This window comes from Colwellia sp. E150_009 (genome assembly GCF_053543955.1).
Window position 1 is genome coordinate 26,664 of sequence record NZ_JBHFOM010000008.1, and the last position, 17,228, is coordinate 43,891.

Annotated in this window: 23 protein-coding genes; 9 read left to right on the top strand and 14 right to left on the bottom strand. The window is 35.7% G+C overall.

Annotation, left to right across the window (positions count from 1 at the left end; translation table 11 throughout):
• The first annotated feature begins 96 nt into the window (after positions 1–96).
• Both ACE1OF_RS05610 and pgi read left to right on the top strand, forming a co-directional pair.
• Positions 97–1,509 carry an alanine/glycine:cation symporter family protein gene (locus tag ACE1OF_RS05610; RefSeq protein WP_448893266.1) on the top strand — a complete coding sequence of 471 codons (1,413 nt, stop codon included), beginning with the start codon at positions 97–99 and terminating at the stop codon, positions 1,507–1,509.
• 118 nt (positions 1,510–1,627) lie between these two features.
• A complete protein-coding gene (gene pgi, locus ACE1OF_RS05615; protein ID WP_448893267.1) occupies positions 1,628–3,301 on the top strand; it encodes a glucose-6-phosphate isomerase in 1,674 nt (557 codons plus the stop codon).
• A 170-nt stretch (positions 3,302–3,471) separates the two neighbouring features.
• Here the strand turns inward: pgi and ACE1OF_RS05620 are convergent, their stop codons facing one another.
• Positions 3,472–4,497, bottom strand: a complete 1,026-nt coding sequence (locus ACE1OF_RS05620; RefSeq protein ID WP_448893268.1) for a zinc-binding alcohol dehydrogenase family protein — start codon at positions 4,495–4,497, stop codon at positions 3,472–3,474.
• A gap of 127 nt (positions 4,498–4,624) precedes the next feature.
• On the opposite strand from ACE1OF_RS05620, the gene ACE1OF_RS05625 reads away from it, so the two are divergent.
• From ACE1OF_RS05625 to ACE1OF_RS05650, 6 genes are all read left to right on the top strand, one after another.
• The gene (locus tag ACE1OF_RS05625) at positions 4,625–5,566 is read left to right on the top strand and encodes a LysR family transcriptional regulator (RefSeq protein WP_448893269.1); all 942 of its coding nucleotides are present in this window, start codon (positions 4,625–4,627) and stop codon (positions 5,564–5,566) included.
• A 429-nt stretch (positions 5,567–5,995) separates the two neighbouring features.
• A complete protein-coding gene (locus tag ACE1OF_RS05630) occupies positions 5,996–6,754 on the top strand; it encodes a hypothetical protein (protein ID WP_448893270.1) in 759 nt (252 codons plus the stop codon).
• A 768-nt stretch (positions 6,755–7,522) separates the two neighbouring features.
• On the top strand, positions 7,523–7,813 hold the full coding sequence (locus ACE1OF_RS05635; protein ID WP_448893271.1) for a hypothetical protein: 291 nt from the start codon (positions 7,523–7,525) through the stop codon (positions 7,811–7,813).
• Between the two features lie 191 nt (positions 7,814–8,004).
• Positions 8,005–8,742: a hypothetical protein gene (locus tag ACE1OF_RS05640; RefSeq protein WP_448893272.1), complete on the top strand. Its 738-nt coding sequence runs from the start codon at positions 8,005–8,007 to the stop codon at positions 8,740–8,742.
• 224 nt (positions 8,743–8,966) lie between these two features.
• Complete coding sequence (locus ACE1OF_RS05645; RefSeq protein ID WP_448893273.1) at positions 8,967–9,926, top strand: hypothetical protein; 960 nt, start codon at positions 8,967–8,969, stop codon at positions 9,924–9,926.
• A 93-nt stretch (positions 9,927–10,019) separates the two neighbouring features.
• Positions 10,020–10,511, top strand: a complete 492-nt coding sequence (locus ACE1OF_RS05650) for a hypothetical protein (protein ID WP_448893274.1) — start codon at positions 10,020–10,022, stop codon at positions 10,509–10,511.
• Here the strand turns inward: ACE1OF_RS05650 and ACE1OF_RS05655 are convergent.
• From ACE1OF_RS05655 to ACE1OF_RS05715, 13 genes are all read right to left on the bottom strand, one after another.
• Positions 10,508–10,804: a hypothetical protein gene (locus ACE1OF_RS05655; RefSeq protein ID WP_448893275.1), complete on the bottom strand. Its 297-nt coding sequence runs from the start codon at positions 10,802–10,804 to the stop codon at positions 10,508–10,510. The genes ACE1OF_RS05650 and ACE1OF_RS05655 overlap by 4 nt on opposite strands.
• Before the next feature lie 77 nt (positions 10,805–10,881).
• Positions 10,882–11,166, bottom strand: coding sequence for a hypothetical protein (locus ACE1OF_RS05660; protein WP_448893276.1), 285 nt, complete (start codon positions 11,164–11,166; stop codon positions 10,882–10,884).
• Positions 11,167–11,186: 20 nt separating this feature from the next.
• Positions 11,187–12,455: a tyrosine-type recombinase/integrase gene (locus ACE1OF_RS05665; RefSeq protein ID WP_448893277.1), complete on the bottom strand. Its 1,269-nt coding sequence runs from the start codon at positions 12,453–12,455 to the stop codon at positions 11,187–11,189.
• A complete protein-coding gene (locus tag ACE1OF_RS05670; RefSeq protein ID WP_448893278.1) occupies positions 12,436–12,717 on the bottom strand; it encodes an excisionase in 282 nt (93 codons plus the stop codon). Before ACE1OF_RS05670 ends, ACE1OF_RS05665 begins: the two co-directional genes overlap by 20 nt.
• A 129-nt stretch (positions 12,718–12,846) precedes the next feature.
• Positions 12,847–13,014, bottom strand: a complete 168-nt coding sequence (locus ACE1OF_RS05675; protein ID WP_448893279.1) for a hypothetical protein — start codon at positions 13,012–13,014, stop codon at positions 12,847–12,849.
• A gap of 3 nt (positions 13,015–13,017) precedes the next feature.
• Entirely contained in the window at positions 13,018–13,407 is a 390-nt protein-coding gene (locus ACE1OF_RS05680) for a hypothetical protein (RefSeq protein ID WP_448893280.1), read from the bottom strand.
• 2 nt (positions 13,408–13,409) lie between these two features.
• Complete coding sequence (locus ACE1OF_RS05685) at positions 13,410–13,655, bottom strand: DUF7220 family protein (RefSeq protein ID WP_448893281.1); 246 nt, start codon at positions 13,653–13,655, stop codon at positions 13,410–13,412.
• Between the two features lie 66 nt (positions 13,656–13,721).
• Positions 13,722–14,504, bottom strand: a complete 783-nt coding sequence (locus ACE1OF_RS05690; protein ID WP_448893282.1) for a DUF2303 family protein — start codon at positions 14,502–14,504, stop codon at positions 13,722–13,724.
• 39 nt (positions 14,505–14,543) lie between these two features.
• Entirely contained in the window at positions 14,544–14,906 is a 363-nt protein-coding gene (locus tag ACE1OF_RS05695; protein WP_448893283.1) for a hypothetical protein, read from the bottom strand.
• A 10-nt stretch (positions 14,907–14,916) separates the two neighbouring features.
• On the bottom strand, positions 14,917–15,207 hold the full coding sequence (locus tag ACE1OF_RS05700) for a hypothetical protein (RefSeq protein ID WP_448893284.1): 291 nt from the start codon (positions 15,205–15,207) through the stop codon (positions 14,917–14,919).
• A gap of 9 nt (positions 15,208–15,216) precedes the next feature.
• A complete protein-coding gene (locus ACE1OF_RS05705; RefSeq protein WP_448893285.1) occupies positions 15,217–15,495 on the bottom strand; it encodes a hypothetical protein in 279 nt (92 codons plus the stop codon).
• 72 nt (positions 15,496–15,567) lie between these two features.
• A complete protein-coding gene (locus tag ACE1OF_RS05710; RefSeq protein WP_448893286.1) occupies positions 15,568–15,738 on the bottom strand; it encodes a hypothetical protein in 171 nt (56 codons plus the stop codon).
• A 10-nt stretch (positions 15,739–15,748) separates the two neighbouring features.
• The gene (locus ACE1OF_RS05715; RefSeq protein WP_448893287.1) at positions 15,749–16,153 is read right to left on the bottom strand and encodes a helix-turn-helix transcriptional regulator; all 405 of its coding nucleotides are present in this window, start codon (positions 16,151–16,153) and stop codon (positions 15,749–15,751) included.
• Between the two features lie 187 nt (positions 16,154–16,340).
• On the opposite strand from ACE1OF_RS05715, the gene ACE1OF_RS05720 reads away from it, so the two are divergent.
• On the top strand, positions 16,341–17,213 hold the full coding sequence (locus ACE1OF_RS05720) for an exonuclease domain-containing protein (protein WP_448893288.1): 873 nt from the start codon (positions 16,341–16,343) through the stop codon (positions 17,211–17,213).
• Positions 17,214–17,228: the final 15 nt, after the last annotated feature.

Below are 17,228 nucleotides of genomic sequence, written 5' to 3' on the forward strand. Positions count from 1 at the left end.
TTAGTAATATCTTCAACTGTCTACATCGCTATATCATTGTAAACTGGGGCTTAGTGTATGAAGAACAAAAAAAAATAACAATAAAAGAGGAAAGTAATGATTAATGAAATTGTAAGCTCTATTAACAATGTGCTATGGGGCCAAGGTCAAATATTAATTTACTTGCTACTTTTTGCTGGTTTTTGGTTTTCGTTTAAGCTTCGTTGGATCCAAATATTACAATTTAAATACATGTTTACGGTAATGAAGGGCAGTACTCAGTCTGACAAGTCAGGAATTAGTTCGTTTCAAGCACTGTGTACTGGGCTTTCTGCCCGTGTAGGCACGGGTAATTTAGCGGGTGTTGCCATGGCTATTTCATTAGGGGGCAGCGGCGCAGTATTTTGGATGTGGGTAATTGCCATGTTAGGTATGGCAACTGGCTTTGCAGAAAGTGTGCTTGGTCAGCTGTATAAAGTGCGTGATGAACACAAAGAATTTAGAGGCGGTCCTGCTTATTATATTCGTTCTGGATTGAATAAACCGTGGCTTGCTGTGCTTTTTTCATTATGCCTTTTTTTAGGATACGGTTTAACCTTTAGTGCCATGCAAGCTAATACTATTGCCGATGCGTTAAATAATACGTTTACTATTCCTCGTGAATACTCAGGGGCTGTTATTGCCTTACTTGCGGGTAGTATTGTAGTGGGTGGAATGCGTAGTATTGCTCGCTTTGCAGAACTTATTGTGCCGTTTATGGGGTTAGCGTTTGTTGGTACGGCTATCGTTATTACGTTGATGAACATTCAATTGTTACCTTCTATGTTCATGGATATTTTTTCATCAGCTTTTGGTTTAAATGAAGCAGGTGCAGGCGCATTAGGTGCGGCTATAAAAAATGGCATTCAACGTGGCTTGTATTCAAATGAAGCGGGTGCGGGTAGTGTACCTCATGCGGCGGCAGGTGCTTCTCCGGTTCCTAATCACCCTGTAGCTCAAGGTTATGTGCAAATGTTAGGTGTTTTCTTAGACACTATGGTGCTTTGTAGTTGTACCGCTGTGGTTATTTTGTTGTCAGATATTAGTATTAGTGGTGAAATGGAAGGCATAGGCATGACCCAAAATGCAATGACGAGTCATTTTGGTGCTGGCGGTAATTACTTTGTTGCTGCCGCTATTACCTTATTTGCGTTTACGTCTGTTGTTGCTAACTATGCGTATGCAGAAAGTAACTTGCATTTATTTAAATTAGACAATAAAGCTGGGCGGCTTTTTTATACAAGTATTTATTTAATTATGGTGTTTTGGGGCGCAAGTGCCACGTTAAAGGAAGTGTGGGGTTTAGCTGATATGGCCTTAGGATTAATGACCTTGGTGAACATATACGCCATTATTTTACTAACGCCTACGGTGATTAATTTAACAAAAGATTTTCGGCAAAAGCTACATTCAAGTGATAAAATTACTTTTTCATTAGATGATGTAGAAATACAAGGAGAAACTGAACCAGGTATATGGTCAAAAAAATAAAAAAATAAAAAAATAGAGAGAATTAAACTTTATGTAATTTATCAGTTTTATAATAGTTTCATATTCAGTTTCACATTAGTTCATTATTACATTAACTCATTAATATTAGAGTATAACTATGCGCAAAGATAACCAAGCATTAAAAAGAACACTACTTCCCAGCTGGCAAGCACTGGTTGAACACGCGAATGAAATGAAAACACAACATATGAATGATCTGTTCACGCAAGACAGTGAACGCTTTTCAAAGTTTTCCATTCAACTTCCGTCATTATTACTCGATTATTCTAAAAATCTGATAACAGATAAAACCATTGCTCATTTAATTGATTTGGCAAAAGAATGTGAAGTAGAGCAGTGGCGCGAAAAAATGTTTAATGGTGATCGTATTAATAGAACCGAAGACAGAGCAGTGTTACATGTAGCGCTTCGTAATAGAGATAAAAAACCGATTATGCTCGACGGTAAAAATATTACGCTTGATGTTGAAAAAGCGCTTGAAAAAATGCACGCGTTTACCGAACAAGTTAGGCAAGGAAAATGGCTGGGTTACTCTGGTAAGCGTATTACCGATATTGTAAATATTGGGGTAGGTGGGTCTAATCTTGGTCCTCAAATGGTTACGGAAGCATTGAAACATTACAGTGACCATAGTGTTCAAGTGCATTATGTGTCGAATGTTGACGGTACTCAAATTGCTGAAGTGCTTCGTCCTTTAAATCCAGAACGCGTATTATTTATTGTGTCGAGTAAAACGTTTACTACCACTGAAACCATGACCAATGCCATGACGGCAGTTAATTGGTTAACGTCGTCTTCATTTAGTAAAAAATCGGTAGCAAAACATTTTGTTGCCGTTAGTGCTAATAAAGAAAATGCAATGGCCTTTGGTATAGATAAAGACAATATTTTTGATATGTGGGATTGGGTTGGCGGACGGTTTTCTTTATGGTCTGCTATTGGTTTACCTATTGCGCTGGACATTGGTTTTGAGAAGTTTCTTGAGGTATTAGACGGTGCGCATGAAATAGATGAACATTTCTGTCAAACCCCATTAGAACAGAACGCACCCGTAATTTTAGCCTTGTTAAGCGTGTGGAACTGTACCTTTTTAGGGGCGCAATCTCAGGCAATATTACCTTATGATCAGCATTTACATATGCTGTCTGCTTATATGCAACAGGCAGAAATGGAAAGTAACGGTAAATCAGTTACTTGGGATGGTGAAGAAATTGATTACCCAACCGTACCGTCAATTTGGGGTGAATTAGGGATAAACGGACAGCATGCGTTTTATCAGTATTTACACCAAAGTAATAACGTTGTGCCAGCTGATTTTATCGGGTCGGTAGAAAGTGTTACGCCTGTGCAAGGTCATCATGAAACCTTAATGGCTAACTTTTTTGCACAAACTGAGGCATTAATGTCTGGGGTTAATGAACAGCAAGTACGTGACGATCTTGCGGCAAGAGGCCATCCTAAATCTTATATTGATAAAGTGGCTCCGCATAAAGTTCACAAGGGTAATCGTCCAACTAATACCTTGTTAATGAAGCGTATTTCACCTAAATCATTAGGCAGTTTAATTGCTTTATATGAACAAAAAATATTTGTTCAAGGTATTGTTTTACAAATATGTTCGTTTGATCAATGGGGCGTTGAATTGGGTAAAGGCTTAGCCAATGAAATAGTAAAAGAGCTTTCTACCAATACAATTAAAGAAACTCATGATAGTTCAACAAAAGGTTTATTGAAATACTATTGCTCTTCTCGAACGGCCAGTGATAATTAAGTTTTAAAACCAATGTAGGGGGTAATTTATTGCCCCTTTTGTCGGGTTAAAATCCAACCTACTGTAGGGGGTAATTTATTGCCCCTTTTGTCGGATTGAAATCCAACCTACTGTAAGGGGTAATTTATTGCCCCTTTTGTCGGATTGAAATCCAACCTAAAGGTTATAGACTAGAAACCTTCCAACACTATTTTACCTATCGACGTTCCTGACGCAATTATTTCATGTGCGGTACTTAAATTTTTAGCATTAATTACACCTAAATTTTTACCTAGGGTGGTTTTTAATAAATCTTGATCAATTAAGTCAGCCACTTTATTAAGCAAATTATGTTGTTCATTCATATCTGTTGTTTTGAACATTGAGCGCGTAAACATAAACTCCCAATGCAAAGAAATACACTTAGGCTTAAGTTTAGTAATATCAAGATCTTGTGGATCGTCAATTAAGGCGATTTTTCCCATTGGGGTTAATATCTCAATATAGCTGTCTAAGTATGAATCTGTATGAGTCAAGCTAGCAATGTGTGTTACTGGTCCAATACCTAATTGTTTAATTTGGCTCGCCAAAGGTTTAGAATGATCAACTACGTGATCAGCACCTAAAGATTTTACCCAAGTTGCTGAGCTTTCGCGTGAGGCTGTTGCTATAACTGTTGCCCCCGTTAATTTGCTCGCTAATTGCACTAAAATTGAACCAACGCCACCTGCGGCACCTACAATTAAAAGCACCTCATTTGACGACGTTGTTATGCTCGGTTGCGTTGCTTTAATTGCTAAACGTTCAAAGAGTAATTCCCAAGCGGTAATAGCGGTTAGTGGTAAGGCTGCTGCTTCGCTATTCGATAGACTTTTAGGTTTGTTACCGACAATGCGTTCATCAACTAATTGATATTCTGCGTTACAGCCTTGACGATTTAAATCACCAGCATAAAAAACGTTATCACCAGGTTTAAAATTTTCTACTAGTTCACCAACGGCAACTACTTCACCAACAGCGTCCCAACCAAGCACTTTGTGTTGACCTGATTCAGGCGTAACTCGTTTTCGGATTTTGCAATCCACAGGATTTACAGCAACTGCATTAATGCGTACTAATAAATCATGGCCTGATGCTTGAGGTTGAGGAAGTTCAATATCAATTAAATATGCAGGATCTGTTAGAGGTAAAGCTTGATTATAGCCAATTGCTTTCATGATGTTTCTCCATTGGGTTAGCAGGATTGCTTTAAGACGTTTTATCTAATGACGCTATAATAAAGCTTGTAAGGTAAAATAAAAACAGCATAATAATTGAATCATTATCAATAATTATTTGACAATTATGCAATTAGAAGATTTAAACGTGGTTTTAAAAGTGGCTGAATTTCGTAGTATTACGGCAGCGGCCGAATGTTTGAATATGCTTACAGCAACTGCTAGTGCGGCAGTTAAACGAGTTGAAAAGTCGCTTGGTGCAGAGTTGTTTATTAGAACAACCAGACAATTGCGACTTTCTGCCGCAGGTGAACGTTATATTCCCAATTGCGAACAAGCGTTACAGATGCTTGATTTAGCACGACAAAATGTAAAAGAAGATTTAGATATTGTTGACGGTGAGTTAAGAATTTCGGTGCCGTCTGATTTAGGGCGCAATATCATTCTACCTTGGCTTGATGAGTTTATGCAGACATATTCGGGGGTGAGCGTAAAATTACACATGAGTGATAGTAAAATCGACTTTTACCGTGATCCCGTTGATATTGCTTTTCGATATGGTTCGCCTGATGATAGCGGCTTATATGGTTTTAAAATTTGTAATGTACCAAGAATACTTTGTGCCACACAAAGCTATTTAGATAAATTTGGTGAACCGATACACCCCAATGATTTAATTAATCATAATGGGCTTTTATATCAATTACGTGACATGGTGAATGATGTTTGGGAATTTACTCACCAAGATTATGATGGTGTAATTAGCGTTAAAATGAAAAGTGATCGTATTTCAAATGATGCTGAAATAGTTAGGCGTTGGTGCGTTGCTGGTAAAGGAATTGCCACTAAATCAAGTTTAGATTTGTCTACCGATTTATTAGCAAACAATATTGTACCTATTTTAACGGGGTTTAAGCCCAAGCCGACCGAACTATGGCTTATTTGTCCCAGTAGGCAATCAATAACACCAGCCGTTAGATTACTTAGGGAACATTTGAAACTTAAGTGCGCTAATTTATTAAAACAACTTATTGATAAAAGCATTTTGAACAATAATCAAATTTTATAGTTTACTTGAAATTTGATTGCTAAAAATTATACTTTACCTTTAAAGCAAAACAGCCCAAAATAGTTTCAAACAGCTGATAAATAGATAACACAGGGAGTGTAATGGTTAAGGTTATGAACTATAAAGAAATTAAGAGTATACTTTTTGTCTGTATGGGCAATATACGTGTGTACTTATAAATCAATAACTTATATATATTCCCCAATGATTCCCCAACGATTCCCCAATTCAAACCGAATTTTACTTGTTTTTTCACATTAATAAATTAACGCTTTTTAACTTATTGATCTAATCATGACAATCAAGTAATCTTTTTAAACTATTAAGCTTATGAGAGGGTATTGAGTTCATTCGATAGGTAAAAATAACCGCCGAATTACATAGGAAGTAAGTTGTCTATGAGGGCATTTTAATAAATGGAGATATAAAATGAAAAATAACTTACTAGCTATAGGCGTATTGGCATTATCTGGCTGCGGAATATCTGTTCCCTACTATGACGACCTTGACCCAGAATATGTTTGCGGTGATTACCCCTCACCGTATTGTCAACCAAATTCAAGTCAGCAATACTCTAAGGTCAAAAGTGGAAAAGATTATGATGGAAAACCTAAGAATTATTTAGGGAGAAGCTTTAAAAGCTTTTTTGAAACATCAGCTTGTGTTGAAGCCGTAATTACTGATTCTGACGTAGTTGTATCAGGTTTGCAAAATGTGACAGGTACCCTCAAAGATGATGAGCAAACTAAATTTTCAAACAAGCTAAGTGCAGATATCGTTGCTCTTGTTCAGATGAATGGAGTACCAGTACCTCCTGGAGTATCTGCAGATATTAATGCAGAAATTGAAAGTAAAATAAAAAATACAGACACAAGTAAAATTCAATTAGAGTATAAACGTATCGATTTAACTACAGAATTTATGGATGCGCATTTACAAGATTGTTTAGCTAAAACGCCTAAAGATATGGATGTCTCAACAGGTATAAGTGTAATCACAGTAAGTGGTTCATGGACATCTGATAAGGTAGTTGAAACTTTAACAGCTGTTGAAGCTAAGGCTAGTTACACTATTCTCTCTAATTCAGCAAAAGCAGAATATCAACAAGCAAAAGAACGAGCAATGGATGGTAAATTCAAACCTGTGTCGTTTATTTTCGCTGTTGCACACAGAGACGGTAAAAAGTAAGCCTACTAAGGAGCTTAAACAGAAAATTACAGTTGGATCGCGCTACGCGTATTATAACCAAACTGTAATTTTCCTATTAGTATAGCGTTGAAAAATGAATAACATTATGCTCAAACATGCAATAATTAGATAAAGAGGTAGGAAATTAGCATTTATAAAAAAACATCCTATAGTTAATTAAAGATTAGTTAAGGATGATTAAATTATGAATGGATTCCCACCTCCAATATATGAATGGATTCCCACCTCCAATACTTGTGTCAACTTGGATATATTTGGCTACTAATAATAATCCTGAAATAGCCTATTTAAAATCATCAGCTCAAGACAAGCTTGATAGGGTGTTCGGTTCCGTTGAAATTGCAACGTTGTATATTGAGCATTGTTCTAGAGTATTAGTTCAAACCTGAACTGATACATTGGCTTTAGGGGGTTTAACCTACCTTGCCACCAAAGCCGTCATTCACAAAGCTGTATTAACCGTTTAATACTTCTAGGATAGCTTATTACTCACCTGAAAAAACACTTACATTCTATTTAATGATTCTCATATTTATTTTTTCCAGTGACTGTGTGTGATACACCGTTTTTACAAGTTTCTCCTCCTATTCAGGTAAATGCGCAAATGGGGCATTTTCATACAATAACGATTTATACTTAATTTAATAAAATCTTTAAGTGGCAAAGTCTTATGTTATTTGTTACAAATAAGATAAGTAGTAAAGTGAGTATTAATAAATTGTTGCTGTATTTAGGAGTTTCAAGCAGATGAGAAAAATTTTAATATCGTTGTCTTTATTTTTATTGATAGCCTGTTCAGGTGAAATCCCAAATCAAGGGGAAATTAGTACTGTTGAGTTTAATCAACTTTTTACTGCAGTAAATAACGGTCAATACACTCCTAAACATCCAATAAAAATTGGCGGTGTGTCTATGGGTAAAGGCTTACAAATGGGTGGTCTTGCTCAAATTGGTGGTGTACAACTAGATAAAATTAAAAACAAAAACATTGTTATAAAAAATGTAAACGGTGTTATGGTAATTCAATCAATAGAGTAATACAGCTAACGAGGCGGTTGAGGATGTAGAATAACTAATTCAGTCAAAATGACGAATTTTTTGAGCTCCTGTATCGTACTGTAAACGCTTAACTCGACACAGGCAATGCATTTAGCAACCCTATTTTATGGGAGAATTTATAATAAATGAGTTATTCTACAAGCTCGTTAGCATTAAAAGGAGGTTAGCTGATGGAGTTTTCCAAAACAGTAAAATTTGATTTTCCCAGGATTCCCATTCTAGGCACGTTGCTCCTCATTATTACACTGATGAATTATAATGACTTTATTCTACCTTTTATTCTTGATGAAAAAGGAAAATTGAGTATTAGTGTAATTACAGCTGGAATTCTTGCATTGGGTACAGCAGGAATAAGTATTTCACATCTTATCTCGATGTTAATGTTTGATTTATTATTCCCTATAAAGAAGTATTTCTTTCGTAAACAAGATCAAAATTACAGAGCAAGTTATCAGTGGTTTGAATCTATTCAAGAGCATGCAAAACCGCAAATTAGGGCATCCGAAAGAGGTGGCGAGCATTACATAAATAATAGACTAAGTATCGATAAACTTAACCACAAGCAAGTTCATGCTACTCTACATGCATTAGAAATTGAGTGTAGAGAAAAATCACCTGCTTTTGGTGTCCAATTAGAATATTATTATTCTATGTATATTTTCTTTTTTATGTCTTCAATATTTGCTTCACTTATGCTTATCTCTGGCTTATATCATTTATATGTACTAGATACCGTCTTTATTCCATATTCAATGATGTTTTTAGATGGGGTCATTGTCGTAGTTTGCATGATTGGAACAGTCAGATCTAGAAAGATAAAGGAGCACTTGAGAATTACTTTGTTTAATCACGATCGAGAACTTGTCGTTGAGTTACTAAGTAAATGGTATCAATGTGAACTCAAATAATGCTAACAAATTTCGTCCGCTTAAGCGGGCGTAGAATTTCTCTAAAGCGGAAAATAACGGATGAATTTTATGTTCAGAGAACCTATAAAAGTCATTTTTTAATAGGATATTGCCTCAGATTTCACGTAGCAACACGTTTTTGGGTTTAATTTTTAATAATTTTTGAGGCTGTTTTTTCTAAAAGAGAAATTCTACAGGCTCGTTATATTTTTCTGGAGATTTGAGTGGATCATCGGCTAAAGAAAGAAATTGGAAAAATTGAAAAGCTTAAGAAGAGAAAGACCTTTAAATGCAACTTTCCTAACTGCTCTAGTCAATCTATTGGTTCACACTCTCAGCAACGAGGCGGACAACTAAAAGCAATAAGCACTAATGATGAAGTTTATGCTATGAACTTTAATATGTATGATGTGCTTACTAAAGGTCAAAGTGCATTTTCATTAAAAAAAACGAGAATCAAAAATGCATCTATTTACCCTGGATTTTGCCAAACTCATGATGGACAAGTTTTTTCCTCCATTGAGAAGAAACCCTTACTTCAAAATGACTATTTTCAAGCATCAACATTATTTTTAAGAGCCATCACTTATGAAATTACAAGAAAAAAACTAGCCTATTTTCAAACGCAAAAGATACTGGAACGTTGCGAAGAGTTACTTCCTAAACCTGTATTCGAAAAATTTAAACTTCAAAACTTGGGGCAGAAAAAATTTATAGACAATGACTTACCATTTTATCTAAATAAAGCATATTTAGCTTATAACTCACCCGAATTAGGCATTTTAAAAACTAAGTGGGTTGTCATCAATAAAATGATTAAGGCATCAAGTTGTACAGTATTCTCACCAATGAGAGACACTCAAGAACGATATTATCATCAGGCAATGGTTTCCCCGCAAGTGATGTCTACATTTAATTTAGTTCCAACTGATGAACAAACTCATGTAGTAGTTTCTTGGTTGGCTGAGTATTCAGATGATAATGAATGGATTGAGCATATAATGGATAAAGAGCTAGAAAATTTTGTTAATTATGTAGCCATTTGTGAGTCAGAAGATATTTGTTTAGGGCCAGAGTTATGGGAATCTGTTGACATTTTCACAAGAGAAAGAGTGCATGAAGCCATGCATCATGAACTTCACAGAGGTCCTTTAGAGCAGATTCCTCGTATAATAAAAATATAATAAGACCTTCAAACGGACAAAAAACAGCTGGCTTTTGCTCGTTCCTCGCTAATTTTAGCCAGCTATTTTATTGCCGCTTAAGGTGGAGTTCTTATGGTACAAATAAGTTTGGAAGCATATAAATTATGGAAAAGTGCCCAACTCAAATATGATTATTATATAGTTGGTTTAATTGCTGCAATATTTACTTATAGTGTAAGTAAATATACTCCTCAAAAAGTAGCATTCTCAGAAAATTCGTTTGAGCTATTAGCAATAATTTTTTTATTTATATCACTTTATCTGGGGATAAAACGACTAGAAATTGATTTAGCTATTCAAACTATTTCATTAAAAAAAGCTGAAGAAGAAGAGTTATTAGTAGCTGCATGTGAAGTGAAAAAAAATGGTGTTTCACATAACTTAAGTAATGGTGATGTAATTACAAAAGAAAATTCGCAAAAAACAATTGATGAATGTAAAGGTATCCTTTCAGCAATAAAAGACGATTTTTCCACACGAGCTAAAACAAGTGAAGCTTATTTCAATTATAGAAATAAATTTATGATTGTGGGGTTTACTACTCTTATATTGGCTAATGGTTAGGTTGATTGCGTTACATTAAGTTGTGTTTGTTCTTTTAATGTTAATCTAGGTAATGAAACATCTAATGTTTTAACATTACTACCGAAGACGGTTCCGCATAAACTCCCCATGGATTTGATGATGTGATAGTTTTCACACTTGTCGTGCCGCTTTACTTTATATCTGACTAATACAGAACTATCTCGAGTCATAACTTTGTGCAGTAAAAACTCTGGAGCTCCCCAGTCAAGGTATCTCCAATACCATTCGGGCTTATCGCCATCAAAATCAATATTTAATTGCATTTTAATCAAACTAATAACTCAAATCATGCGACAAAAACAGCTTGTCGCTTCGCTCTGGTGCTAACATTTGCACCTGTTTGTAATGGTTAGTATGCCAAATCAACTTTGAACTCATGCTCACATTCTTTACACCAAGCATCTATATTTTTACTCTGTTCCGTTTCATGCTCACCAGCTTGTATTCTGTTTTCCTCCCAAAAATCACCGTCATCTAAAAGATCTAAATGTTCACCGCAATTGGGGCATACTGTGTTTAACTCAAGCGTCCATATAGCTTTAATCGGCAAACTAACAACGGGTTCAACGCGACCACTAACAGTTTGCTCGCGGCCTTGGTTTTCTTTACTTAATTCTATTTCGTGTGTACTCATACATTACCTCACTTTAAAAACTATACCGCTGCAACTTTAGACCAATCACAACCACGCACATCGTTATAAACTTCTGTCATTGCTTCACGCTTATGGCCAAGTAACTTTTGTGTGTTAATGCCTTGTTCTCTATACTCGCGCTCAGCTAATGATCTAAGCTCGTGAAAAGTTGGTTGGTTTAACGTGTATTTAATTCCTGTTGCTTTTACTGCACGGGCAAAGGCGCGTGATACTGTATCAGCATGCAATGGGTCACCTTTTTTATTTTGCGCTCTTGCAGTAATGTGGTGCAAAACAAAAGGGGAAAATGCAAATAAATTAGCCTGGTTAATTACTTCACCAACTGATAACCCCAATTTATTCATTGTTAGCGACAGCGGTATTCTTAATAAATTCCCAGTTTTTAATTGGAAAATGCACAGCTGATCTTTTTCAATAAAAGAGTAGGGGGCGTATTGCACTAAATTAGCAAAACTGGTGTATTCACCTTTCACAAAATGATTTGGGTTTCTGCGGTATGCTTTATAGCGTTCGTCCCAGTCTTTACCTTTTGTTTTTCGCATTAAACATAAATCAGTGCGGCGTTGTCCTGTCATTACAGCAAGTAATGCGGACAATTTGTGTGGTTTGTATGTGTAAGCGTTAATGATTTTTTCAAAGTGTTCAAACGTCAAACGTTCTCGTTGAACTTTAGCCGTAGGGTTCAGTGTTTTATCTGCAACGTTTTGGGTTAAATAAGGTATGCCTTTGCCTAGTGCAACTTTGTAAATGTCGATATAAACAGAACGAACAGATTGCGCCATTCTATTTTTACCAGCGTTAACATAACTATTAATTAATTCATCTATTTGTAAAACGTTAATATCCGCAAAAAATAACTGACCATGTGCATTTTCAATAGCTTGAACAATATTTTTTTTAGTTCTAAATGTGTTGGGTTTCATGTCGCCATTTTTTAATTTATTTCGACAATATAAAAGATATTGTTCAATCCACTCTTTAAGCTGAATACCAGTACAAGTGTTAGATGGTTTAGCAATAATTCTATTCACTTTGGCACTGGCAATTTGGCCATACAGCACCGCGTTTAGTGTAGTTGCTTCTTCTTTAGCTGTTTCTACGTTTGAACCTAAACTGTGAAACTGTTTTTTAGCATCAGGAAAACGAGGATCGCCAAAACGCGGGTCTTTATATTGGCAACTAAAGCCCGTTTTGCTTCGTGTATCACGTTTAATATAAAGGTTTTTAATACGATGTAAGTTCAACGAATTACGCGGCTTTGGAGACATTGTTTACTATCCTTAATAACTTCTCACTTAACACAATATTGGTTGGTTTAAGCTGTTTTAATTCTTTTTGTGCGTGTTCAGTTCGTTGCGCTTCAATAGTCGTTTCAACATATTGGGCAGCAGGGTGTACCATCCAACGTTTACCTATTTTCTTAGCAGGGGGGGAAATTAAACCATCACGCGCCCATTTGCTTAGTGTGCTATCACCAAATTTAACGCTAAAATGATTGTTGGCCCATTCTTGCAATGTAATTAATTTCATTATTCTATCGCCTTATTTTTTTTAGCTAACAACTTTGATTTATTATGATAAAACTGCCATAGCAGCTTTTGTTGCTTTGCAGTTTGTCTGCGTTTTTTTATCTGTTTTCTCAAAACTTTTACACCTTTTTTACCAGGGAATTAACCCTAGTTTAATTCGTTGTTCATTCCAGGAGCGAACATAAGCAATCGCCTTATTTTTCATATTTTCACACTGTAGTAGTCTTTCAATGTCAGTTTCGTTTTTCGAATAAAAACTAACTAACTGTTCAAGTGTTGCTTTTTCAAAATCTGTCATTTTTTAACTACCATGCGATAGTGATTCAATATCAGCTTTTTGTTTTTCTATGCGCTCCTGGTAACCTTTAATTTTTTCACGAACTTTTTTAGGGGTTGATGCTATTTCTTTAAAAGCACGTAATTGAATTTCTAAATCTTTAGTTTTATTAATCGCCTGATCACGTTCTCTATTCGCTTGCGCTAGCATTTGATCAGATTTTTCAGCGGCAGCCAATAAACCACTGGCACCTTTTTCATAATCTTTAATTACAGCAACATATTTTTCGTTTTCATCATGCAGTTTTTCAATTTGATCAACCATGAGATCAAATTCTACTGCTTCATTGTTATAACTGCGGATTAATAGTTCAATAACTTCATTAACTGGCGTGTGTGAAAGGGAAGTACTCATTACTATCGTCCTAATTTAACTTTTAATAATTGGTAAATACTACGGCCATTAAAGGCGCGTCTAATACCATAACTACGAATAAAACTTACTAAGGTAAAAAATGCGGTAGTTGCTAAGTTTTCACCAAGGGTGAAGCTTTTTCCTAAAATGGGAAACCAAATAAACTGAGCAACCAAGGCAATACCAGCACCTATTAAAATATTAAAAAGTGCTTCTAATACAGAATCCATTTTTGTTTGTTTATGCATACTTTACTCTCAATAATTACAATTCAGCTAACTCATAATGAATTAGCTGTCAGTAACTACTAAACGTTAAGCAGCAGCTTCTACCATTAGAACTTTGTCAATTCCGTTACGAATAACGGTTTTAACTTCATTAAAAGCATCTTCTAATGTTTTTTCAGGTTCAATTAATTCATACCAAATAGTTAATTGGCCATCGCGTAAGCGATAACGTAAACGTGCTTCAATACGATATTTTTCACCGTTATGAAAAGGCGCAATACCAACGGCAATTTTTTCGGGTACGGTAATGGTACCTTTGCTGTTGTTCTGTTCGCTGAACTGAAATTCAAACTCACCTGATTGCAGCCTAACGCTATTGCTAAATACCGCAGTTCTAACAACACTAAATTTAGTGGCTATTTCTAACAGTTCACCACCTGACGGCTCAGCAAAATCTTTAATGTTTTCTTCAATAAATTCAGCAAATTCTAGTTGATTAAATTTATGTTTATCAAAGCGGTTCCATGTAGTCCATTCACGCGAATTAGGGCAAGCATATTGCACTTTATGATCACACCATGAAGGTTGTTCAACGGCGTGGTAATCTAATAAACCAGTAATAGACTGGTTATCATCATTCAGCACTACCATGCTGTCATCGTTACAATATTTATTAAAATACTTAATAAATGAGTCAGGGGTTAACACTTTCAACGTTTTACGAATACGTGCAGGGTTATCTAAAAATTGCTCAACGCTTTCTAAGTTGTGGTTATTAGGTACCGCAACAAATGGCACGCTATCGGTTAATTCGTGTATATGTGTAGCGGCTGCATTCTCAAATTGAACTTCTAATTCATTTGTTTTCATTAAATTATTCTCCAATAAATTGGTTATAGTGGGTAGGGGTTAGTTTTGGCCAACAGCCGACTTTAAAGGGGCTGCTGGGTTTGATGTTTCAACAGAACGTAAATCTAAATTCTGTTGGCTTGGGTCACTACGTATCAAATCACCATCGTAAGTTGACCACATAATGGTTTGTGCACGGTCTAACTGTGGTACTTTGTTGTTTACAGTGCTTTGAATAGTTACTGTATCTTCGGTACCTTTCATCAAAGACACTTTTAATTGCATGGTAACGGTGCCTTGTTTGCCAGTTTCACGAACACCTTTAATTACTTCCGCTAATTGCTCAGTAAGTTCAGCATCCAAACAACCTTTCTCTAAAAAAGAAAGCGTTTGGCTAAAAGGGGTAATGGTTTTTTCACTCATAGGTATATCCTCAAGTTGTTGTTTTGTTGTTAGGTTCTTCGGGTTGGTACTTTGCTATAAAATCATCTATAACGTGTGGCGATACTTGCCTTCCTGTTCTGCCGCAAGAATCGTAAATAATCATGTTGGTTTCGTTTATAATGGCTTTAAAAAGTCGTAAATCGTCAATTTTTAACGTTATTTGGTCACATAAAATACCGCAAACAAAAGTATCTAACGTAGGATGTTGCCAAAGCCAAGCCACACCTTCCGCTGAAAAGTTTTGCGGTATTGTTAATGTTATATGTGCTGTGTTTGTCATAAGTTACCCTTAGGCGATTAAGGGTAGTTGTTTTGAAACGCGAGTTAATTCAATTAAACCAATAAAAGATTTAGCCAAACATATATCTCTACGTGAATGCACATTTACAGCAAATTTAGCCAATATTTGATGGGTAGTAGTATTAACCAAGGCAATTACACAATATTGTGTGTTGGTTTCGTACACGTAAATTTGTTCACCGTGAAGTGTGCGGTTTATGTGTGCTATACGGTTTTTTAAACGGTTGATCATTGCTATGGTTATTGCAGTCATTACAAATTTAATCATTTCCATTCTTCCTGTTTGTTGTTGTGTTTTAAATAAGCTACTTACGGTAGCTAATCGTAGGAACACCCTAGGTTATGCAGCCTTCGGCGGCTCAGGGGGTGGGTTGTCAACAGTATTAACCGCTGTTGCATTCTTAGGAAACACCAACAGCAAAGGGCTTACTGATGATGCTCGTGTTATTTTTTCTAACACACGTTTATTGTTTTTCCCGTGTGGTACGGGTAATAAAAAAACTTTGGTCATGGCGTTACTCCTAAGCGGCTAATAAATCGTTTTGTAATTCGCGCAAACGTCGCACCCGGGTAGTTCTGGTGGTTCGGTTTACGCGTGTTACTCTAAAACTTCGGTCTAAATCACTGTTGGTTGCACTTAACACACACAGTAATAAGCAAAGCGTATAGCGTAAAATGCCTTGTTGTATTGCGTGGTGTACGGTTTCGCGCATTGAGTTAGTACAAAGTTTAAAGCTAAGTTCGTTACACATTTGTTTAACGGTGGTAGGTTTAACACCCATTTCTTTAGCAATAACTTTTTGCGGTAAGCCTTTAGCAATAAATAGTAAGGCTCTCGCTTGTTGAGTAGGCAAACGCGAAAATGGTTTAGCATCAACATGAATGTTGTCTAATTGGTAACCTGTTTCTGTTCGTGTTGTTTGCATAATAAAAACCTGTAAAAGTAAATCCTTGGTTTATAGTAAACCATAGGGTTATGTGTTTTTGCAAGTATAAAATAGCATAAAAGTAAACAAAAGGTTTATATTATTGAAAGTAAAGATTTTTTTGCAATTGTTTTTTTGTGTCATTACAATGATTTTATTAAATTAAATTTATTAAAAGGAATTGATCATGAAAGGGCTTAGTTTTTTAGCATTAGATGTTGAAACAGCAAATGAGGATATGTCTTCTATTTGTCAAATAGGAATCGCTGAGGTGATTGATGGGGAGGTTGTTGATTCAGCCTCGTGGTTGATAGATCCAGAAGACTATTTTTCTCCGATAAATACCTCTATTCACGGTATCACTAAAAAAGATGTTAAAGGTTGTCCTCCCTATTATAGATATGATAATACGTTAAGGGATGCGTTATCAGGGAAATATGTGATCTGCCATACTCATTTCGATAGAGTCTCCATGAAAAAGGTTGCTGAAAAATACGGTTTACCTCAAATAGATTGTATTTGGTTAGATTCCGCAAAAATAACACGTAGGGCATGGAAGAATGAATTTGGATCATCAGGTTATGGCTTGGCTAATGTTTGTAATGTGCTGGGTTATGAATTTCAACATCATAATGCTGAGGAAGATGCTAAGGCCGCTGCTTTTATTGTAATTGAGGCAAGTAAACTTAAAAACGTAACTGATATTAAAGAATGGTTAAGTCATATAAAAAAACCAGTTACTCCCTCGTTTCAAGAAAAAATAAAAAATGTAAAAGGCAACGAAAAAGGGCGTTTATTCGGGGAAACTATAGTTTTTACTGGGAATTTATCTTTGTCGAAAATTGAAGCAGCTGAAAAAGCCAGTAATGTTGGGTGTAATGTTTCTTCAAGTGTAACTAAAAAGACAACGATGCTCGTTGTTGGCGAACAAGATTTAAGTTTGCTAGTTGGATATAGTAAAAGCAGCAAACACCGCAAAGCAGAAGAGTTGATTGAAAAAGGTCAAAAAATTGAAATACTCAGCGATACAGAATTCTTAACTTTGATTGATAATTCTTAAATTACTCATCAGGCG